Source organism: Streptomyces sp. NPDC002104, assembly GCF_053593795.1.
In genome coordinates, this window is record NZ_JBSFDF010000012.1 from 162423 (window position 1) to 177329 (window position 14907).

General features: G+C 71.1%; 12 protein-coding genes and 1 tRNA gene. 12 read left to right on the forward strand and 1 reads right to left on the reverse strand.

Annotation, left to right across the window (positions count from 1 at the left end; translation table 11 throughout):
- The first annotated feature begins 75 nt into the window (after positions 1–75).
- From ACWCP2_RS13950 to ACWCP2_RS13990, 9 genes are all read left to right on the forward strand, one after another.
- Positions 76–1434: an ABC transporter substrate-binding protein gene (locus ACWCP2_RS13950; protein WP_450908798.1), complete on the forward strand. Its 1359-nt coding sequence runs from the start codon at positions 76–78 to the stop codon at positions 1432–1434.
- Between the two features lies 1 nt (position 1435).
- Positions 1436–2419: a carbohydrate ABC transporter permease gene (locus ACWCP2_RS13955; protein ID WP_450908799.1), complete on the forward strand. Its 984-nt coding sequence runs from the start codon at positions 1436–1438 to the stop codon at positions 2417–2419.
- A 12-nt stretch (positions 2420–2431) separates the two neighbouring features.
- Positions 2432–3322 carry a carbohydrate ABC transporter permease gene (locus tag ACWCP2_RS13960; RefSeq protein WP_450908800.1) on the forward strand — a complete coding sequence of 297 codons (891 nt, stop codon included), beginning with the start codon at positions 2432–2434 and terminating at the stop codon, positions 3320–3322.
- Positions 3323–3540: 218 nt separating this feature from the next.
- Positions 3541–6477, forward strand: a complete 2937-nt coding sequence (locus ACWCP2_RS13965; RefSeq protein ID WP_450908801.1) for a carbohydrate-binding protein — start codon at positions 3541–3543, stop codon at positions 6475–6477.
- A gap of 114 nt (positions 6478–6591) precedes the next feature.
- Entirely contained in the window at positions 6592–8271 is a 1680-nt protein-coding gene (locus ACWCP2_RS13970) for a glycoside hydrolase family 13 protein (RefSeq protein ID WP_450908802.1), read from the forward strand.
- Between the two features lie 243 nt (positions 8272–8514).
- On the forward strand, positions 8515–8814 hold the full coding sequence (locus tag ACWCP2_RS13975; protein WP_450908803.1) for a hypothetical protein: 300 nt from the start codon (positions 8515–8517) through the stop codon (positions 8812–8814).
- Between the two features lie 64 nt (positions 8815–8878).
- On the forward strand, positions 8879–9463 hold the full coding sequence (locus ACWCP2_RS13980; RefSeq protein WP_450908804.1) for a TetR/AcrR family transcriptional regulator: 585 nt from the start codon (positions 8879–8881) through the stop codon (positions 9461–9463).
- A 118-nt stretch (positions 9464–9581) separates the two neighbouring features.
- The gene (locus ACWCP2_RS13985) at positions 9582–10979 is read left to right on the forward strand and encodes an MFS transporter (RefSeq protein ID WP_450908805.1); all 1398 of its coding nucleotides are present in this window, start codon (positions 9582–9584) and stop codon (positions 10977–10979) included.
- A 77-nt stretch (positions 10980–11056) separates the two neighbouring features.
- Positions 11057–11821, forward strand: coding sequence for an SDR family NAD(P)-dependent oxidoreductase (locus ACWCP2_RS13990; RefSeq protein WP_450908806.1), 765 nt, complete (start codon positions 11057–11059; stop codon positions 11819–11821).
- A 55-nt stretch (positions 11822–11876) separates the two neighbouring features.
- On the opposite strand, the gene ACWCP2_RS13995 is transcribed toward ACWCP2_RS13990, so the two are convergent.
- Positions 11877–11953: transfer RNA gene (locus tag ACWCP2_RS13995), tRNA-Met, on the reverse strand.
- A 337-nt stretch (positions 11954–12290) separates the two neighbouring features.
- Here ACWCP2_RS13995 and ACWCP2_RS14000 point away from each other — a divergent pair.
- The 3 genes from ACWCP2_RS14000 to ACWCP2_RS14010 all read left to right on the forward strand — a co-directional run bounded on the left by ACWCP2_RS14000 (position 12291) and on the right by ACWCP2_RS14010 (position 14776).
- Positions 12291–12494 (forward strand): cold-shock protein, encoded by a 204-nt coding sequence (locus ACWCP2_RS14000; RefSeq protein ID WP_053678014.1) that lies wholly within the window; start codon positions 12291–12293, stop codon positions 12492–12494.
- A 347-nt stretch (positions 12495–12841) separates the two neighbouring features.
- Positions 12842–14413, forward strand: coding sequence for a DEAD/DEAH box helicase (locus tag ACWCP2_RS14005; protein WP_450908807.1), 1572 nt, complete (start codon positions 12842–12844; stop codon positions 14411–14413).
- A 51-nt stretch (positions 14414–14464) separates the two neighbouring features.
- Complete coding sequence (locus ACWCP2_RS14010) at positions 14465–14776, forward strand: SCO5918 family protein (protein ID WP_450908808.1); 312 nt, start codon at positions 14465–14467, stop codon at positions 14774–14776.
- Positions 14777–14907 lie beyond the last annotated feature (131 nt).

Here is a 14907-nt window from a genome sequence, read left to right on the forward strand (position 1 = left end):
CATTATTGACTTCTTGCGTTCACGGCTTCTACTGTCACGCCATCGAAGCCCGACCCGCTCGGAAGGCCTGTTCCCATGGATGGCATCACCAGACGTCGCGCCCTGTTCCTCTCCACCGCCCTCGTGGCGAGCCTCGGTCTCACCGCCTGCGGCGGAACACCGGACCCGGCCGGCGACAAGGCGGGCGGGGTGGTGACGATCACGGTCAACGGCATGCCGGCCACCACGCAGGCCGCCGACCGCAAGGACTTCGAGGAACTGGTCAAGCAGTTCGAGGCGGCGCACCCGAAGATCAAGATCCATGCCCGCGAAGGCCAGATGGACCCCAAGACCTTCGCGGCCAAACTCGCCGGCGGCCAGCTCGAAGACGTCTACTACGTCTACTTCACCGACCCGGCCGGTCTCATCCAGCGCAAGCAGGGCGCCGACATCACCCCCTACCTCGCCGACGTCCCCTACCTGTCCGACATACGCCCCGAGCTCCAGAAGGTGTTCAAGGACAAGGCGGGCAAGACCTACGGGCTGCCCACCGGCAACTACTCCATGGGTCTCGTCTACAACCGCGAGCTCTTCCGCAAGGCCGGACTCGACCCGGACAAGCCCCCGACCACCTGGGAAGAGGTCCGGGCCGCCGCCAAGAAGATCAGCGGACTCGGCGACGACACGGTGGGCTACGCCGACTACAGCAAGAACAACCAGGGCGGATGGCACCTGACGTCCTGGCTGTACTCCATGGGCGGAGACGTGGCCACCGAGGAGAACGGCACCTGGAAGGCCGCGTTCGACAGCGACGCGGGCCGCAAGGCGCTCGGCACCCTGCACGACATGCGCTGGACCGACAAGAGCATGGGCACCCGCCAGCTCCTGGAGATCGGCGACGTCCAGAAGATGATGGGCTCCGGCAAGCTCGGGATGTACATGGCCGGACCCGACAACATCCCCACCATCGTCAAGCAGTTCGAGCGCAAGTACGAGGAGTTCGGCCTGGCGGCCCTCCCCGGCACGGCCACGCTCGGAGGCGGCGACGGGTTCATGTTCAACCCCAGGGCCACGCCCGAGAAGATCAAGGCCGGCCTGCAGTGGGTCCAGTGGAAGTACCTCAACCCCGACCGGGAGGAGGAGAACGTCACCAAGTTCTCCGGCCTCGGCGTCCCGATCGGCCTGCCCCAGCCCAACCTCTTCGCGGGCGCCGCCCAGCAGAAGATCCAGGCCATCCACACCGCGCACGCCAACGTGCCGCAGGAGAACTACAAGCCGTTCGTCGACCGCAGCCCCCAGGTGGAGGTCAAGGTCGAGCCGCCGAACGCGCAGCAGATCTACACCGTCCTGGACGGGGTCATGCAGTCCGTCCTGACCAAGCAGGACGCGGACATCGACAAGCTGCTCAAGGACGCCGCCGCCCGCACCGACACCATCCTCGCCACGGTGAAGTGACATGTCCGTACTCCCCACCCCCGCGGCTCCGGCCCCCCGCGCCGGCAACCCGCGGCGCGCACGCCGGCTCGGGGACCTCCGGCGGACCGGAGCCACGGAGGGGAACCGGGCAAGGGGCCGGGCCCGCCGGCTGCGGGAGAACCTCGTCGCCTATCTCTTCCTCTCCGCCGCGCTGATCTGCTTCGCCCTCTTCGCCTGGTACCCGATCGTCCGCGGCGTCCTGCTGGGTTTCCAGCAGGTGACCTTCGCCCAGCCGGCCGAGTGGGTCGGCCTGGACAACTTCCGCCGCCTCTTCGCCGATCCGCTCTTCGCCACCGCCTGGCGCAACACCGGCTACTTCACGCTCCTGGCCCTCGTCTTTGGCTTCGCCGCCCCGTTCGTCACGGCCGTCGTCCTGAACGAACTGCGCCGCGGCCAGTCGTACCTGCGGCTCACCGTCTACCTCCCGGTGATGCTCCCGCCCATCGTCACCATGCTGCTGTGGCGCTGGTTCTACGATCCCGGCCCCGGCCTCTTCAACAACGTGCTCGGCGTCCTGCACCTGCCCGCCCAGCAGTGGCTGGAGTCGGAACACCTCGCGATGATCTCCCTGGTCCTCGTCTCCACCTGGGCCAACATGGGCACCACGACGCTCATCTACCTGGCGGCCCTCGGCGGCATCCCCGGCGAGCTCTACGAGGCGGCCGAACTCGACGGGGCCTCCATCCGCCAACGCCTCTGGCACGTCACGATCCCGCAGGTCAGGTTCATCCTCCTGATCACCCTGCTGCTCCAGGTCATCGGCACGATGCAGGTGTTCGTCGAACCCTTCGTCCTCACCGGCGGCGGCCCCGACGACGCCACCGTCACCATCCTGCTGCTGCTCTACCGCTACGCCTTCGTCTACAACGACTTCGGCCTGGCCAGTGCCATGAGCACCCTGCTCTTCGTCGTCCTGGGCCTCTTCGCCGGCCTCTACCTGCGGCTGACCCGGACCAAGGACTGAAAGGAGGGCCCCGTGGCCGCCACCGAACCCCGCTCCCGCACGCTCATCGCGCCCGCCGAACTGACCCGGCCCGTCGGCCGGTTCCTGCACCGCTTCGTCCTCGGCGCGACCCTGACCGGCTTCACCCTGGCCTTCGTCTTCCCGCTCTACTGGATGACCACGGGCGCCCTCAAGACCTCCGCCGAGCTGGCGGAGCCCCATCCGACCCTGCTCCCGTCCAGCTGGCACCCCGAGAGCTACACCGAGGCCTGGACGAACACGGGACTCGCCGGCTACTTCCTCAACACCGTCCTCCTCGCCTTCGGAGCCCTGCTCTTCCAGCTGGTCATCGACGTCAGCGCCGCGTACGCGCTGTCCAAGCTCCGCCCGGTGCTGGGCAACGCGGTGCTCGCGATGATGCTGGCCACCTTGATGCTGCCGGTCTCCGCACTGCTCGTACCCGTGTACCTGACCGTCGTGGACGTTCCCCTGGTCCACGTGAACCTGATCAACACCCCGTTCGCCATCTGGCTGCCGGCCGCGGCGAACGCCTTCAACGTCTTCATCCTCAAGCGGTTCTTCGACCAGATCCCCGCGGAACTGCTCGACGCCGCCCGGATCGACGGCGCGGGCACGCTGCGGATCCTCGTCTCGGTGATCCTCCCGCTGTCCCGCCCGGTGCTCGCCGTGGTGTCCATCTTCGCCGTCGTCGGCGTCTGGAAGGACTTCCTCTGGCCGATGCTCGTCCTGCCGGACGAGACCAAGCAGCCGGTCACCGTCGCACTCAACCGCCTCGCGGAGTTCATGCCGGCCAACCAGCTCCTCGCCGGCATGGTCATGGCGAGCGTCCCGCTGCTGGTCCTCTTCCTCCTCTTCCAGCGGCACATCATCTCCGGCCTCACGGCGGGAAGCCTCAAGGGCTGACCCCTCCCGGTCGCCCCTCCCGGTCACCCTTCCCGGTCACCCCTCCCGGCCGCCCCCCGACGCCGCCACCCACCCCGGGGACCATCCCCACCCCGGACCTCCCGCCCCACCCCGGCACACGCCTCCTCGACACCGCCGCAGCGACGGACCGCCGCGGCGGCCCCCACCGCGCCCTCCCGCCCCCGCGCGGGGCGCGCCTTCAGAAAGGACACGCCGCCGTGTCTTCTTCCCGAGGAACCCGCACCAGAGCCGCCCGCCTCATCTCCCCACTCCTCCTCACCGCCCTGGCAACCACCGGCCTCACCTTCGCCCTCGCCCCCGGCTCGTACGCGGCCGCCGTCACCCTGGAGGCGGAGTCGGCCGCCCTGTCGGGTGGTGCCCGCGCCGAGTCGGAGCATTCCGGTTACACCGGGACCGGCTACGCCGGTGGCTTCACGGACGGCAACAAGGGGGCCGCGTCGGTCTCCTTCGCGGTGCAGTCCGCCGCGGCCGGTACGGGGTCGGTCGCGATCCGGTACGCGAACGGCACGGGCTCGCCCCAGACCCTGAGCCTCTACGCCAACGGGGTCAAGGTCCGTCAGGTGACCCTGCCGGCCACCGCGAACTGGGACACCTGGGCCGTCCGCCAGGAAGCGGTCCCGCTGGCCAAGGGCGCCAACACCGTCGCGCTGACCTTCACCACCGCCGACTCCGGCAACGTGAACCTCGACCAGATCGCCCCGGCCGAAGCCGGCCCCACCACTCCCTCGGCCGGCCTGGAGGCGGAGTCGGCCGCCCTGTCGGGTGGTGCCCGCGCCGAGTCGGAGCATTCCGGTTACACCGGGACCGGCTACGCCGGTGGCTTCACGGACGGCAACAAGGGGGCCGCCTCGGTCTCCTTCGCGGTGCAGTCCGCCGCGGCCGGTACGGGGTCGGTCGCGATCCGGTACGCGAACGGCACGGGCTCGCCCCAGACCCTGAGCCTGTACGCGAACGGGGTCAAGGTCCGTCAGGTGACCCTGCCGGCCACCGCGAACTGGGACACCTGGGCCGTCCGGGAGGAGCCGCTGCCCCTGGCCGCCGGCGCCAACACCGTCGCGCTGACCTTCACCACGGCCGACTCCGGCAACGTGAACCTCGACGGCATCACCCCGACCGCCCCGACGACCACGCCCACCGACCCGCCGCCCGCCTCACTCAGCCACCAGGCCGAGGCCGCCTTCGCCTCGGGCGGCCCCGTGACCGCGTCCGCCGCCGCCGGCTTCAGCGGATCCGGGTACCTCACGGGCTTCACCGCCACCGGCGCCCGCGCCGTCTTCTCCGTCTCCGCGCCCACCGCGGCCACCCGGCAGGTGTCCGTGCGCTACCGCACCCCGGGCGCCACCCCCGCGACCATCACCCTCACGGCCAACGGAGCCCCCGTACGCCGGCTCACCCTCCCCGCCACCTCCGGCGCCTGGGCCGCCTTCACCACCGACGCGCCCCTGCGGGCCCACCTCAACACCCTGACCCTGCGCACCGAGACGGGCGACAGCGGCGACCTCCAGCTCGACGGCATCGAGGTCACCGGCTCCACGCCGAACGCCACCCGCGGCGCGAGCCTCCCGTACACCGCCTACGAGGCCGAGGCGGGCACCACCAACGCCTCCGTCACGGGCCCCGACCGCACCTACAAGACCCTGGCCTCCGAGGCCTCGGGCCGACGGGCCGTCGTACTCGACCAGACGGGGGAGTACGTCCAGTTCACCCTGGCCAAGGCCGCCAACGCGCTGACCGTCCGCTACTCCATCCCGGACAACGCGGCCGGCACCGGCACCAACGCCACCCTCAGCCTCTACGCCAACGGCGCCCACACCAAGGACCTCGCCCTCACCTCGAAGTACAGCTGGGTCTACGGCGCCTACCCCTACGGCAACGACCCCTCCCAGGGCGACGCCCACCGCTTCTTCGACGAGACCCGCACCCTCACCGGCGATTTCCCGGCCGGCACCGTGCTGAAGTTCCAGAAGGACGCCGGGGACACCGCCGCCTCCTACGCCATCGACCTGGTCGAGACCGAGTCCGCTCCGGTGGCCGCCACCATGCCCGCCACCGGATTCGTCTCCGCCACCACCCTCGGCGTCACCGCGAACGACGGCAGCGACGACACCGGCGCCCTGAACAGCGCGCTGTCCACCGCCACCGCCCAGGGCAAGGGTCTGTGGCTCCCGGCCGGTACGTACGACCTCTCGGGATCCGTCAACCTCACCGGAGCCGTCCTGCGCGGCGCCGGCGCATGGCACACCACCCTGCGCGGCAAGAACGGCAAGGGCGGACTCTTCGGACGCGGCGGCACCAGCACCGTGCAGGACCTGGCGATCACCGGGGAGGCCGACCACCGCGACGACGCCAACAGCGACGCCGCCGTAGAAGGGGACTTCGGCGCCGGCTCCACCCTGCAGAACCTCTGGATCCAGCACAGCAAGGTCGGCCTCTGGATCGACGCACCGACCCGCGGCCTGCTCGCCACCGGCCTGCGCATCCGGGACACGTACGCGGACGGGGTCAACCTGCACAAGGGCACCTCGGGCAGCGAGGTCTCCCAGAGCAGCATCCGCAACACCGGCGACGACGCCCTCGCGATGTGGTCCGAGGCCACGGCCGTCACCGACTGCGTGCTCCGCTTCAACACCGTCCAGCTCCCGCTGCTCGCCAACGGCGCCGCGATCTACGGCGGAAGCGGCAACCGGATCGAGGACAACCTGGTCTCCGACACCGTCACCGGCGCCGCCGGCATCGCGGTCAGCACCCGCTTCGGCATCCCCTTCAGCGGACCGGCGACCGTCCAGCGCAACACGATCGACCGGGCCGGCGGCTACGAGCCCAACTGGGCGAGCAAGCTCGGCGCCCTGTGGGTGTACGCGGACACCTCGGAGATCACCACCCCGGTACTCCTCCAGGACAACGACATCCTGGACAGCACCTACAGCGGCCTGCTCGTCTCCTGGCAGAAGAACGTCGGGAACCTGACCGTGAAGAACACCCGGATCGCCAAGGCCGGCGGCTACGGCATCGAGATCAACGCGGCCGGCGCGGGCGCCTTCAGCGGGGTCACGGTCACCGACGCCGCCTCGGGCGGGCTGAGCCTCGCCGGCGGGTTCACCGTCAACCGCGGAGCCGGCAACTCGGGCTGGTAGCCCGGCCGCGGAACCGCACCACCGCACCACCTCCCCGGAACCCGGGGCCCGGTCACCCAGCCACCCCGCCGCCCGACCGGGCCCCGTACCCCTCCCACCCCACCAGGAGCCCCCGTGACCCAGCGCACCCCGCACCCCGCAGCCTCCCCCTGGTGGCGGCACGCGGCGATCTACCAGATCTACATACGCAGCTTCGCCGACGGCAACGGCGACGGCACGGGCGACATCGCCGGAGTCCGCGCCCGGCTGCCCTACCTGCGGCAACTCGGCGTGGACGCCCTCTGGTTCAACCCCTGGTACGTCTCTCCCATGGCCGACGCCGGCTACGACGTGGCCGACTACCGCGACATCGACCCCCTCTTCGGCACGCTCGCCGAGGCCGAGCGGCTCATCGAAGAGGCCCACGGCCACGAGCTGCGGGTCATCGTCGATCTCGTCCCCAACCACTGCTCCGACCGGCACCCCTGGTTCGTCCAGGCCCTGGCCGCCGGCCCCGGATCCCCCGAGCGCGAGCGCTTCTGGTTCCTTCCCGGCCGCGGGGAACACGGCGAACTGCCCCCCAACGACTGGCACTCCTACTTCGGCGGCCCCGCCTGGACCCGGATCACCGAGGCGGACGGCACCCAAGGCCCCTGGTACCTGCACATGTTCGCCCCCGAACAGCCCGACCTGAACTGGGAACACCCCGACGTCGCCGCCGAGTTCGAGGACGTGCTGCGGTTCTGGCTCGACCGCGGGGTCGACGGCTTCCGCATCGACGTGGCGCACGGCCTCGCCAAGAAGCCCGGCCTCCCCGACGTCGGCGAGAACCCCGACCCGACCGACCTGCCCTACCAGGACGTGGACGCCGTCCACGGCGTCTACCGCGCCTGGCGCAAGATCCTCGACACCTACCCGGGCGACCGGGTCTTCATCGGAGAGGTCTGGCTCCCGGAGGCCGAACAGTTCGCCCGCTACCTGCGCCACGACGAACTGCACTCCGCCTTCAACTTCGACTACCTGTGCGCCCCCTGGGACTCCGGCTCCCTGCGCAAGGTCGTCGACTCCACGCTCGCCTCGCACGAACCGGTCGGCGCCCCGCCCACCTGGGTGCTCTCCAACCACGACACCATCCGCCACGTCACCCGCTACGGACGCGCCGACACCTCCTTCGACATGGGGGACAAGCGGCTCCTCGACCCCAGCGACGCCGTACTCGGCCGCAGGCGTGGCCGCGCCGCGGCCCTGGTCTCCCTGGCCCTGCCCGGCGGGGTCTACATCTACCAGGGCGACGAACTCGGCCTCCCCGAGGTGCAGGACCTGCCCGACGAGGTCCTCCAGGACCCCACCTTCGTCCGCTCCGGCGGTACGGACCGCGGCCGCGACGGCTGCCGCGTCCCCCTGCCGTGGGAGCCCGGCGGACCCTCCCTCGGCTTCTCGGCTCCGGCAGCCGAAGGCTCCGCGGCCGAACCGGCCGCCCCCTGGCTGCCCCAGCCCGAGCGGTGGGCCGCCCTCAGCGCGGCGGCGCAACAGGAGGACCCGTACTCCGTCCTCACCCTCTACCGCGAGGCCCTCGCCCTGCGCGGCGCCGAACTGGCGCCGCTGCCCGAGACGCTGGAGTGGGTCGACGCGGGACCCGACACCCTGTGCTTCGAGCGCCCCGGCGGCTTCCGCTGCCTGACCGCCTTCGCGGGCCCGGTCCCGCTTCCCCGGGGCGCCCGGGTCCTGCTCGGCAGCGGCCCGCTCACCACCGGCACCGACGGCGCGCCCGTACTGCCCCGGGACACCACGGTCTGGCTGCGCATGCGCGGGTGACACTCCCCTGGGCCGCGTGGCGCGGGCCATCCGTATCGTGAGATGCGGTGTCACATGTCGGCGGCGGCGTGCCAGACTCTTCCGCATGCGCCAGCAGAAGATTAGCGCCGGCGTGCCGGCCCGGAGCTGAACCGAGACGATTCCAGCAGCCCACCGCCCGCACGCAGACCTCTCGCATCCGCGAGGGGTCTTCTTGTTTTCCGGGACCACGCACCTCCGCCCCAGGACAGGAGCCCACACCTCATGACCCGCAGCGATGTTCTCCCCGCCGTCGACGACGCCGTGCGTACCGGCGACACCGCCTGCCACACGCTCATCGTCACCGTCCGGGACGGTGGGCACGCGCTCACCCGCATCTCCGCGCTCCTCAACAACCTGTCCGTCAGGAGGCTGTCCTTCAGGGCCGCCGACGCGAGCGGGCTGGCGCTGTGCGAGATCGTCGTACCCGCGGCGGACTCGCCGCGTGCCCAGGCCAAGCTCCGGCGCTGCGTCGAGGTGGTCGAGCTGAGCGCCCACGGGGGAGGGGAGAGCCGGTTCATCTGAACGAGCCGCACGGATCACATGGATTACTTGACTGACCGTTCCAGTATCCCGTACAGTACGGGATGTGGCCAGGACCAAGGAATTCGATCCGGACGCCGCGCTGCAGTCGGCTCTCGAGCTGTTCTGGCGGCGCGGTTACGAGGCGACGTCGATGGCGGACCTCGTCGAGCAGCTCGGCATCGGGCGGGCCAGCATGTACGCCACCTTCGGGAACAAGCGCGAGCTCTACCTGAAGGCGCTGGACCGCTACAGCGAGCACCACGACCCCGGCCTGCTGCGCGAGCTGTCCCAGCCGGGACCCGCGCTGCCGGCGGTGCGGACGGTGGTACGCCGCTTCGCCGCCGAGTCGAGCACCGGCGACCTGCGGTGGAACGGCTGCTTCGTGACCAACACGGCTGCGGAGCTCGGCGCGCACGACCCGGCAGCGGCCCGCAAGGTCGAAGCGAGCTGGGACCACATCGAGACCCTGCTGCATTCGGCACTGACCCGGGCCCAGGCCCAGGGCGAACTGCCGGCGGACCGCGATCCGCGCACGCTGGCCAGCATGCTGCTGGTGCTCATGCAGGGCATGCGCGTCGTGGGCAAGGCCTCGCAGGACCCGGGCCGGGTCCGGGCCGCGGCGGAGCAGGCCCTGAGCCTGCTCGACTGACCGGCCGCACGCCTGGCCGGACGCACGACCGTGTGGCGCCTCCCTTCGGGGAGGTTCTTTTCAGGCTTCATTTTGGAATGTACGATCCAGTTCATTATCTGAGTTTCGAGGGGGAGTAATGACCGTCACGCAGACCGCGCATACCACGCAGACCGAACACACCACGCAGACGCTCACCGCGTCCGGATCCAGGGAAGCCCGACCGGCGCCGGGCCCGGCTTTCGCGCTGCTCGGCACCGTGCAGATGACCCTGATCTTCGCGCTCACCTCGCTGGTCGTGCCGCTGCCGGCGATCGGCCGCGAACTCGCCCTGGCCCGCGACGAGCTGCTGCTCCTCAGCGCCGCCTACGGGCTGAGCTTCGCCGGTCTCCTGCTCTTCGGAGGCCGCCTCACCGACCGGTTCGGCGGGCGCCGGGTGTTCACCGCGGGACTGCTCGTCTTCGCCGTGGCCTCCCTCGCCGCACCGTTCGCCCAGGGGTCCGGGACCCTGCTCTCCGCCCGCTTCGCCCAGGGGGTGGGCGCCGCGCTCACCGCACCGGCCGCCATGGCCGTACTGCGGGCGGTCTTCCCCCAACCCGCCGCGTTCGGCAAGGCGATGGCGACCTGGGGCGGCCTGTCGGTGCTCGGCGCCACCGCGGGCAACCTGCTCTCCGGAGTGATCTCGGCCCTGGCCGGCTGGCGGTTCTCCTTCGCCGTTCCGGTCGCGGTGGCCGTCGCCGCCCTGCTCCTCGCACCCCGCCTGCTGCCCGCCACCCCGGCGGGGGAGGGCCGCTCCCTGGACCTGCCGGGCGCCCTGCTGGCCACCGCCGGAATCAGCCTCGTCAGCTACGGCTTCGTCCTCACCGACGCCCGTTCCTGGGGATCGACGAGCGTCCTGGTCACCCTGCTCACCGCGGCCGTGCTCCTGGTGGCCTTCCCGCTCGTCGAGCGCCGGGTCCGCGACCCCCTCCTCCCGCTCACGTTCCTCCGCGACCGCCGCCGGGCCCTGGCGCTGGCCGCCATCGGCCTCACCGCCGCCGGAACGACCGTGGCCTTCGTCCTCCTCTCGCTCCACCTCCAGCAGGAACTCGGCTGGTCGCCGCTGCGGACCTCCGCCGCGTTCCTCCCCTTCGCGGTGGCCCTGCTCGTGGCCGGCCGGGTGGCCGGCCCCCTCGTCGGCCGGTACGGGGCGCCCCGCGTCACCACCGCCGGGCTCGTGGTCGCCGCGGCCGGACTCGGACTCCTGACCTTGACCGGCCTGGACGCGCAGATCCCGTACGCCTTCGGCCTGCTCCCCGGCCTGCTGCTCCTGCCCATCGGCACGGCGGCCGCCTTCGCGGGGGCCGCGGTCCTCGCCACCGACGGGGTGGAGCCGCACCAGGCGGGACTCGCCGGCGGGGTCATGAACACCGCGATGGAGCTGGGCCCGACGGTCGTCTTCGCGGCGGTGCTCTCCCTGGGCTCCGACACGGTCTCGCTGGCCGCCACCGCGCTCGCCTTCGGCGCGGCGGCCTTCCTCAACACCCGCATCAAGTAACCAGCAGCACCCGCATCACGCGACCGGCCGCACCGGCCTCAAGCAACCGCACTAGACAGAGCAGGGGATCCACCATCATGTCCGCACGTTTCACCGGCAAGAGCGTCCTCGTCACCGGAGCCGGGTCCGGCATCGGCCGGGCCGTCGCCCTCGCCTTCGCCGCCGAAGGGGCCGCAGTGGTCGTGGCCGGCCGCACCGCCGCCCCGCTCGACGAGACGGTCGAGCTGATCGAGAAGAAGGGGGGCGAGGCGCTCGCGGTGACCGCGGACGTGACCCGCGCCGGCGACGTACGGGCCCTGGTCCGGCGCACCGTCGAGCACTTCGGCAGCCTCGACGTCGCCGTGAACAACGCGGGCGTCTTCCGGGGCGGCGGCCCCGTCGTGGACCTCACCGAGGAGGACTGGCGCAGCATGCTCGACATCAACGTCACCGGTGTCCTGCTCAGCCTCCAGGCCGAGGTCGCCGCCATGCGCGACCAGCCCGCGGGCGGGGCGATCGTGAACATCTCCTCGAACCTCGGCCCGCACACCCGCATCCCGGGAGCCGCCGGCTACCTCACCACCAAGGCTGCCGTCTCCGCCCTGACCCGGGCCGCGGCCCTGGACCACATCGCCGAAGGCGTCCGCATCAACGCGGTCAGCCCCGGCGCGACCGCCACGACGATGTCGCTGCTGCCGGGGGAGGGGGACGCCGAGCGTGCGGCGAGGATGAAGGGCGAGTCGCCGCTGGGCCGGGTGTCCTCCACCGCCGAGGTCGCGGCGGCCGTGCTCTACCTGGCCTCGCCGGACGCCGGCTCGGTGGTCGGCGCCGACCTGGTGATCGACGGCGGCGTCGCCGCCTGACCCCGGAAACGACTCCGGCCCCCTAGACGCCTGGGCGTCTAGGGGGCCGGACCTTTGGTAGCGGGGACAGGATTTGAACCTGCGACCTCTGGGTTATGAGCCCAGCGAGCTACCGAGCTGCTCCACCCCGCGTCGTTGTGAACACCACTGTACGGGATCCCGGGCCGCCCTCCGACCACGGCTGAAAATCCGGGTCGTGCGGGCCGGAAAATGCACACCGGCCACGTGAGAATTTCTGCACCGGCGCACGCGGGCGGATTTATTTCCACGCCGGTCCGACCCCGGCGTGCTACTGTGGTTTTAGTTGCAGTTGTGGTTCCCAAAAATTTCGAGCACCTCTGCCCACTCCTCTTGTAGGAGCAGGGCGAGTGTTCTTGTATTTCCGGCGTTTTCCGGGCTGGGCAATCATCGGCGACTTGAGGTTCGCACAGTGCGGACCTCCGGGCTGTGCCCCGAAGGAGTTAAAAACATGGCTAATGGCACCGTGAAGTGGTTCAACGCGGAAAAGGGCTTCGGCTTCATCGAGCAGGAGGGCGGCGGTCCTGACGTGTTCGCCCACTACTCGAACATCGCCTCGCAGGGCTTCCGTGAGCTTCAGGAAGGCCAGAAGGTCAGCTTTGACATCGCGCAGGGCCAGAAGGGCCCGACCGCCGAGAACATCGTCACCGCCTGACGTTCACGCGTAACCGCGTAGCTGGGGCCCGCACCTTGGGGTGCGGGCCCCAGCTCGTTGTGTTTTGTGATCTGCGGGCCGCTTCGGCCCGCGTGCGCGGCGCGACGGGGAAACCCCGTCCCAGCGCCCCACCGTTCGGCCGTTGGATGAACTCCACGGCTCCCCACCCGCAGGCGGCGCACATTTCGCCGGTACCTAGGGTGATAATCCTTAATGTGACGTCGATCGAAGTTCGATTCGACTTCGTCATATTTTTTATGCTCCGGCTCATTCTTGTGAATCCTCGTGCGGCCAGACTTTCGCCGCCGAGAACTCCTCGATGTGCGCCGTATCGAGGAAGGTTCTGCATGAACCGCACGACCCGCATGAATGACCGCTCTTCGTCCTCCCGTACGGGTGGATCCAACAGCTCCTACGGCTCCTACGGCGGCTCCTCGGGCTCCGGCAGCCGTTCCTCCGGCAGCCGGTACGGCTCCTCCGCCCCCAGCCGCTCCGGTGGCCCCAAGCGCTCGGGTGGCGGCGGCTACGGACGCCGTCCCGCCGCACCGCAGGGCGAGTTCGCCCTGCCGGTCACCGTGGTCCCCGCGCTGCCCGCCGTCGAGGCGTTCGCCGACATGGCGATGCCGGCGCAGCTGCTCGCCACGCTGACCCGTGAGGGCATGACCACGCCGTTCCCGATCCAGGCGGCCACCCTGCCGAACGGCCTCGTGGGCCGTGACGTCCTGGGCCGCGGCCGGACCGGTTCCGGCAAGACCCTGGCCTTCGGCCTCGCGCTGCTGGCCCGTACGGCCGGCCAGAGCGCCGAGCCGGGTCAGCCGCTCGCGCTGGTCCTCGTACCGACGCGTGAGCTCGCCCAGCAGGTCACCGCGGCCCTCACGCCCTACGCCCGCGCCGTGAAGCTGAGGATCGCGACCGTGGTCGGCGGCATGCCGATCCACCGCCAGGCCGGTGCGCTGCGCGCCGGGGCCGAAGTGGTCGTCGCCACCCCGGGCCGGCTGAAGGACCTCATCCAGCGGGGTGACTGCCGGCTGAACCAGGTCGGGATCACCGTCCTGGACGAGGCCGACCAGATGGCGGACATGGGGTTCATGCCCCAGGTCACCGCGCTCCTCGACCAGGTCCGCCCCGAGGGCCAGCGGATGCTGTTCTCCGCCACGCTGGACCGCAACGTCGACCTGCTGGTCCGCCGCTACCTGACCGACCCGGTCGTGCACTCCGTCGACCCCTCGCAGGGTGCGGTGACCACGATGGAGCACCACGTCCTGCACGTGCAGAACTTCGACAAGCAGGCCGCCACGACCGAGATCGCCGCCCGCGAGGGCCGCGTGATCATGTTCCTGGACACCAAGCACGGTGTGGACCGGCTGACCGAGCACCTGCTGAGCAACGGGGTGCGCGCCGCGGCCCTGCACGGCGGCAAGTCGCAGCCCCAGCGGACCCGGACCCTCACGCAGTTCAAGTCCGGGCACGTCAGCGTGCTCGTGGCGACGAACGTCGCGGCCCGTGGCATCCACGTCGACAACCTGGACCTCGTCGTCAACGTGGACCCGCCGACCGACCCCAAGGACTACCTGCACCGCGGCGGCCGCACCGCCCGTGCCGGCGAGTCCGGCAGCGTCGTCACCCTGGTCCTGCCCAACCAGCGCCGCGACATGGTCCGTCTCATGCAGGCCGCGGGCATCACCCCGCAGACCGCGCAGGTGCGCTCCGGCGAGGCCGAACTGAGCCGGATCACCGGCGCCCAGGCACCGTCGGGCGTCCCGGTCGTCATCACCGCTCCCGTCAGCGACCGTCCGCGGGGCGCAGCGGGCGGCGCCTCCCGCGGCCGCCGCAGCAGGCCCGCGCAGGACCGCCGCAGCAGGACCGCCGCGACCGCCCGGGGACCGCAGCGGCAGTCCCCGGCCACCACGGCCGCTTAGGCTCCCGTTCGGAACGTGCTCGGCCCGGTTCTCTTCATCCTGTGAGGCAGCATGCGCTTCGTCATCGCCCGCTTTCCCTTCGAGCTGACCAAGGCCGGGGTCCTGGAATCGATGAAGGGCGTCAAGCCCGAACCGATCACCGGTGACTCGGTGGTCATAGGACGTCGTTCCTACCCCGTGAAGCAGGTCGGCGCCGTCGTCACCCGCCAGGACCGCCGTGACTTCACCGCCGGCGAGGTGATCAGGGCGCTGACCGCCCTGGGCTTCACCTGCCGCCCGCTCGAAACGGCCCCTGCGCCCACCGAGGGGCTGACCCCGCTCCAGAAGGCCTCGGCCATGCTCGGCTCCACCTCGGACGCGTAGCGGGAGCAGCAGGAGCAATGCGTACGGACCCAGGGGGCCCGGCCGAGCGAGCGGGCGGTGTCGGGGATGCCGGCCTGCCGGCGCCGCAGGAGTTCCGCCGTCCAGGGCCCGGGGAGGGTGAGGGTCCATTC

What these genes read in the sequence shown, in the direction of transcription:
- ACWCP2_RS13950 (WP_450908798.1), top strand. Translation starts at nt 76, where the DNA reads ATGGATGGCATCACCAGACGTCGCGCCCTGTTCCTCTCCACCGCCCTC.
- ACWCP2_RS14010 (WP_450908808.1), top strand. Translation starts at nt 14,465, where the DNA reads ATGCGCTTCGTCATCGCCCGCTTTCCCTTCGAGCTGACCAAGGCCGGG.
- ACWCP2_RS13955 (WP_450908799.1), top strand. Translation starts at nt 1,436, where the DNA reads ATGTCCGTACTCCCCACCCCCGCGGCTCCGGCCCCCCGCGCCGGCAAC.
- ACWCP2_RS13975 (WP_450908803.1), top strand. Translation starts at nt 8,515, where the DNA reads ATGACCCGCAGCGATGTTCTCCCCGCCGTCGACGACGCCGTGCGTACC.
- ACWCP2_RS13985 (WP_450908805.1), top strand. Translation starts at nt 9,582, where the DNA reads ATGACCGTCACGCAGACCGCGCATACCACGCAGACCGAACACACCACG.
- ACWCP2_RS14005 (WP_450908807.1), top strand. Translation starts at nt 12,842, where the DNA reads ATGAACCGCACGACCCGCATGAATGACCGCTCTTCGTCCTCCCGTACG.
- ACWCP2_RS13990 (WP_450908806.1), top strand. Translation starts at nt 11,057, where the DNA reads ATGTCCGCACGTTTCACCGGCAAGAGCGTCCTCGTCACCGGAGCCGGG.
- ACWCP2_RS14000 (WP_053678014.1), top strand. Translation starts at nt 12,291, where the DNA reads ATGGCTAATGGCACCGTGAAGTGGTTCAACGCGGAAAAGGGCTTCGGC.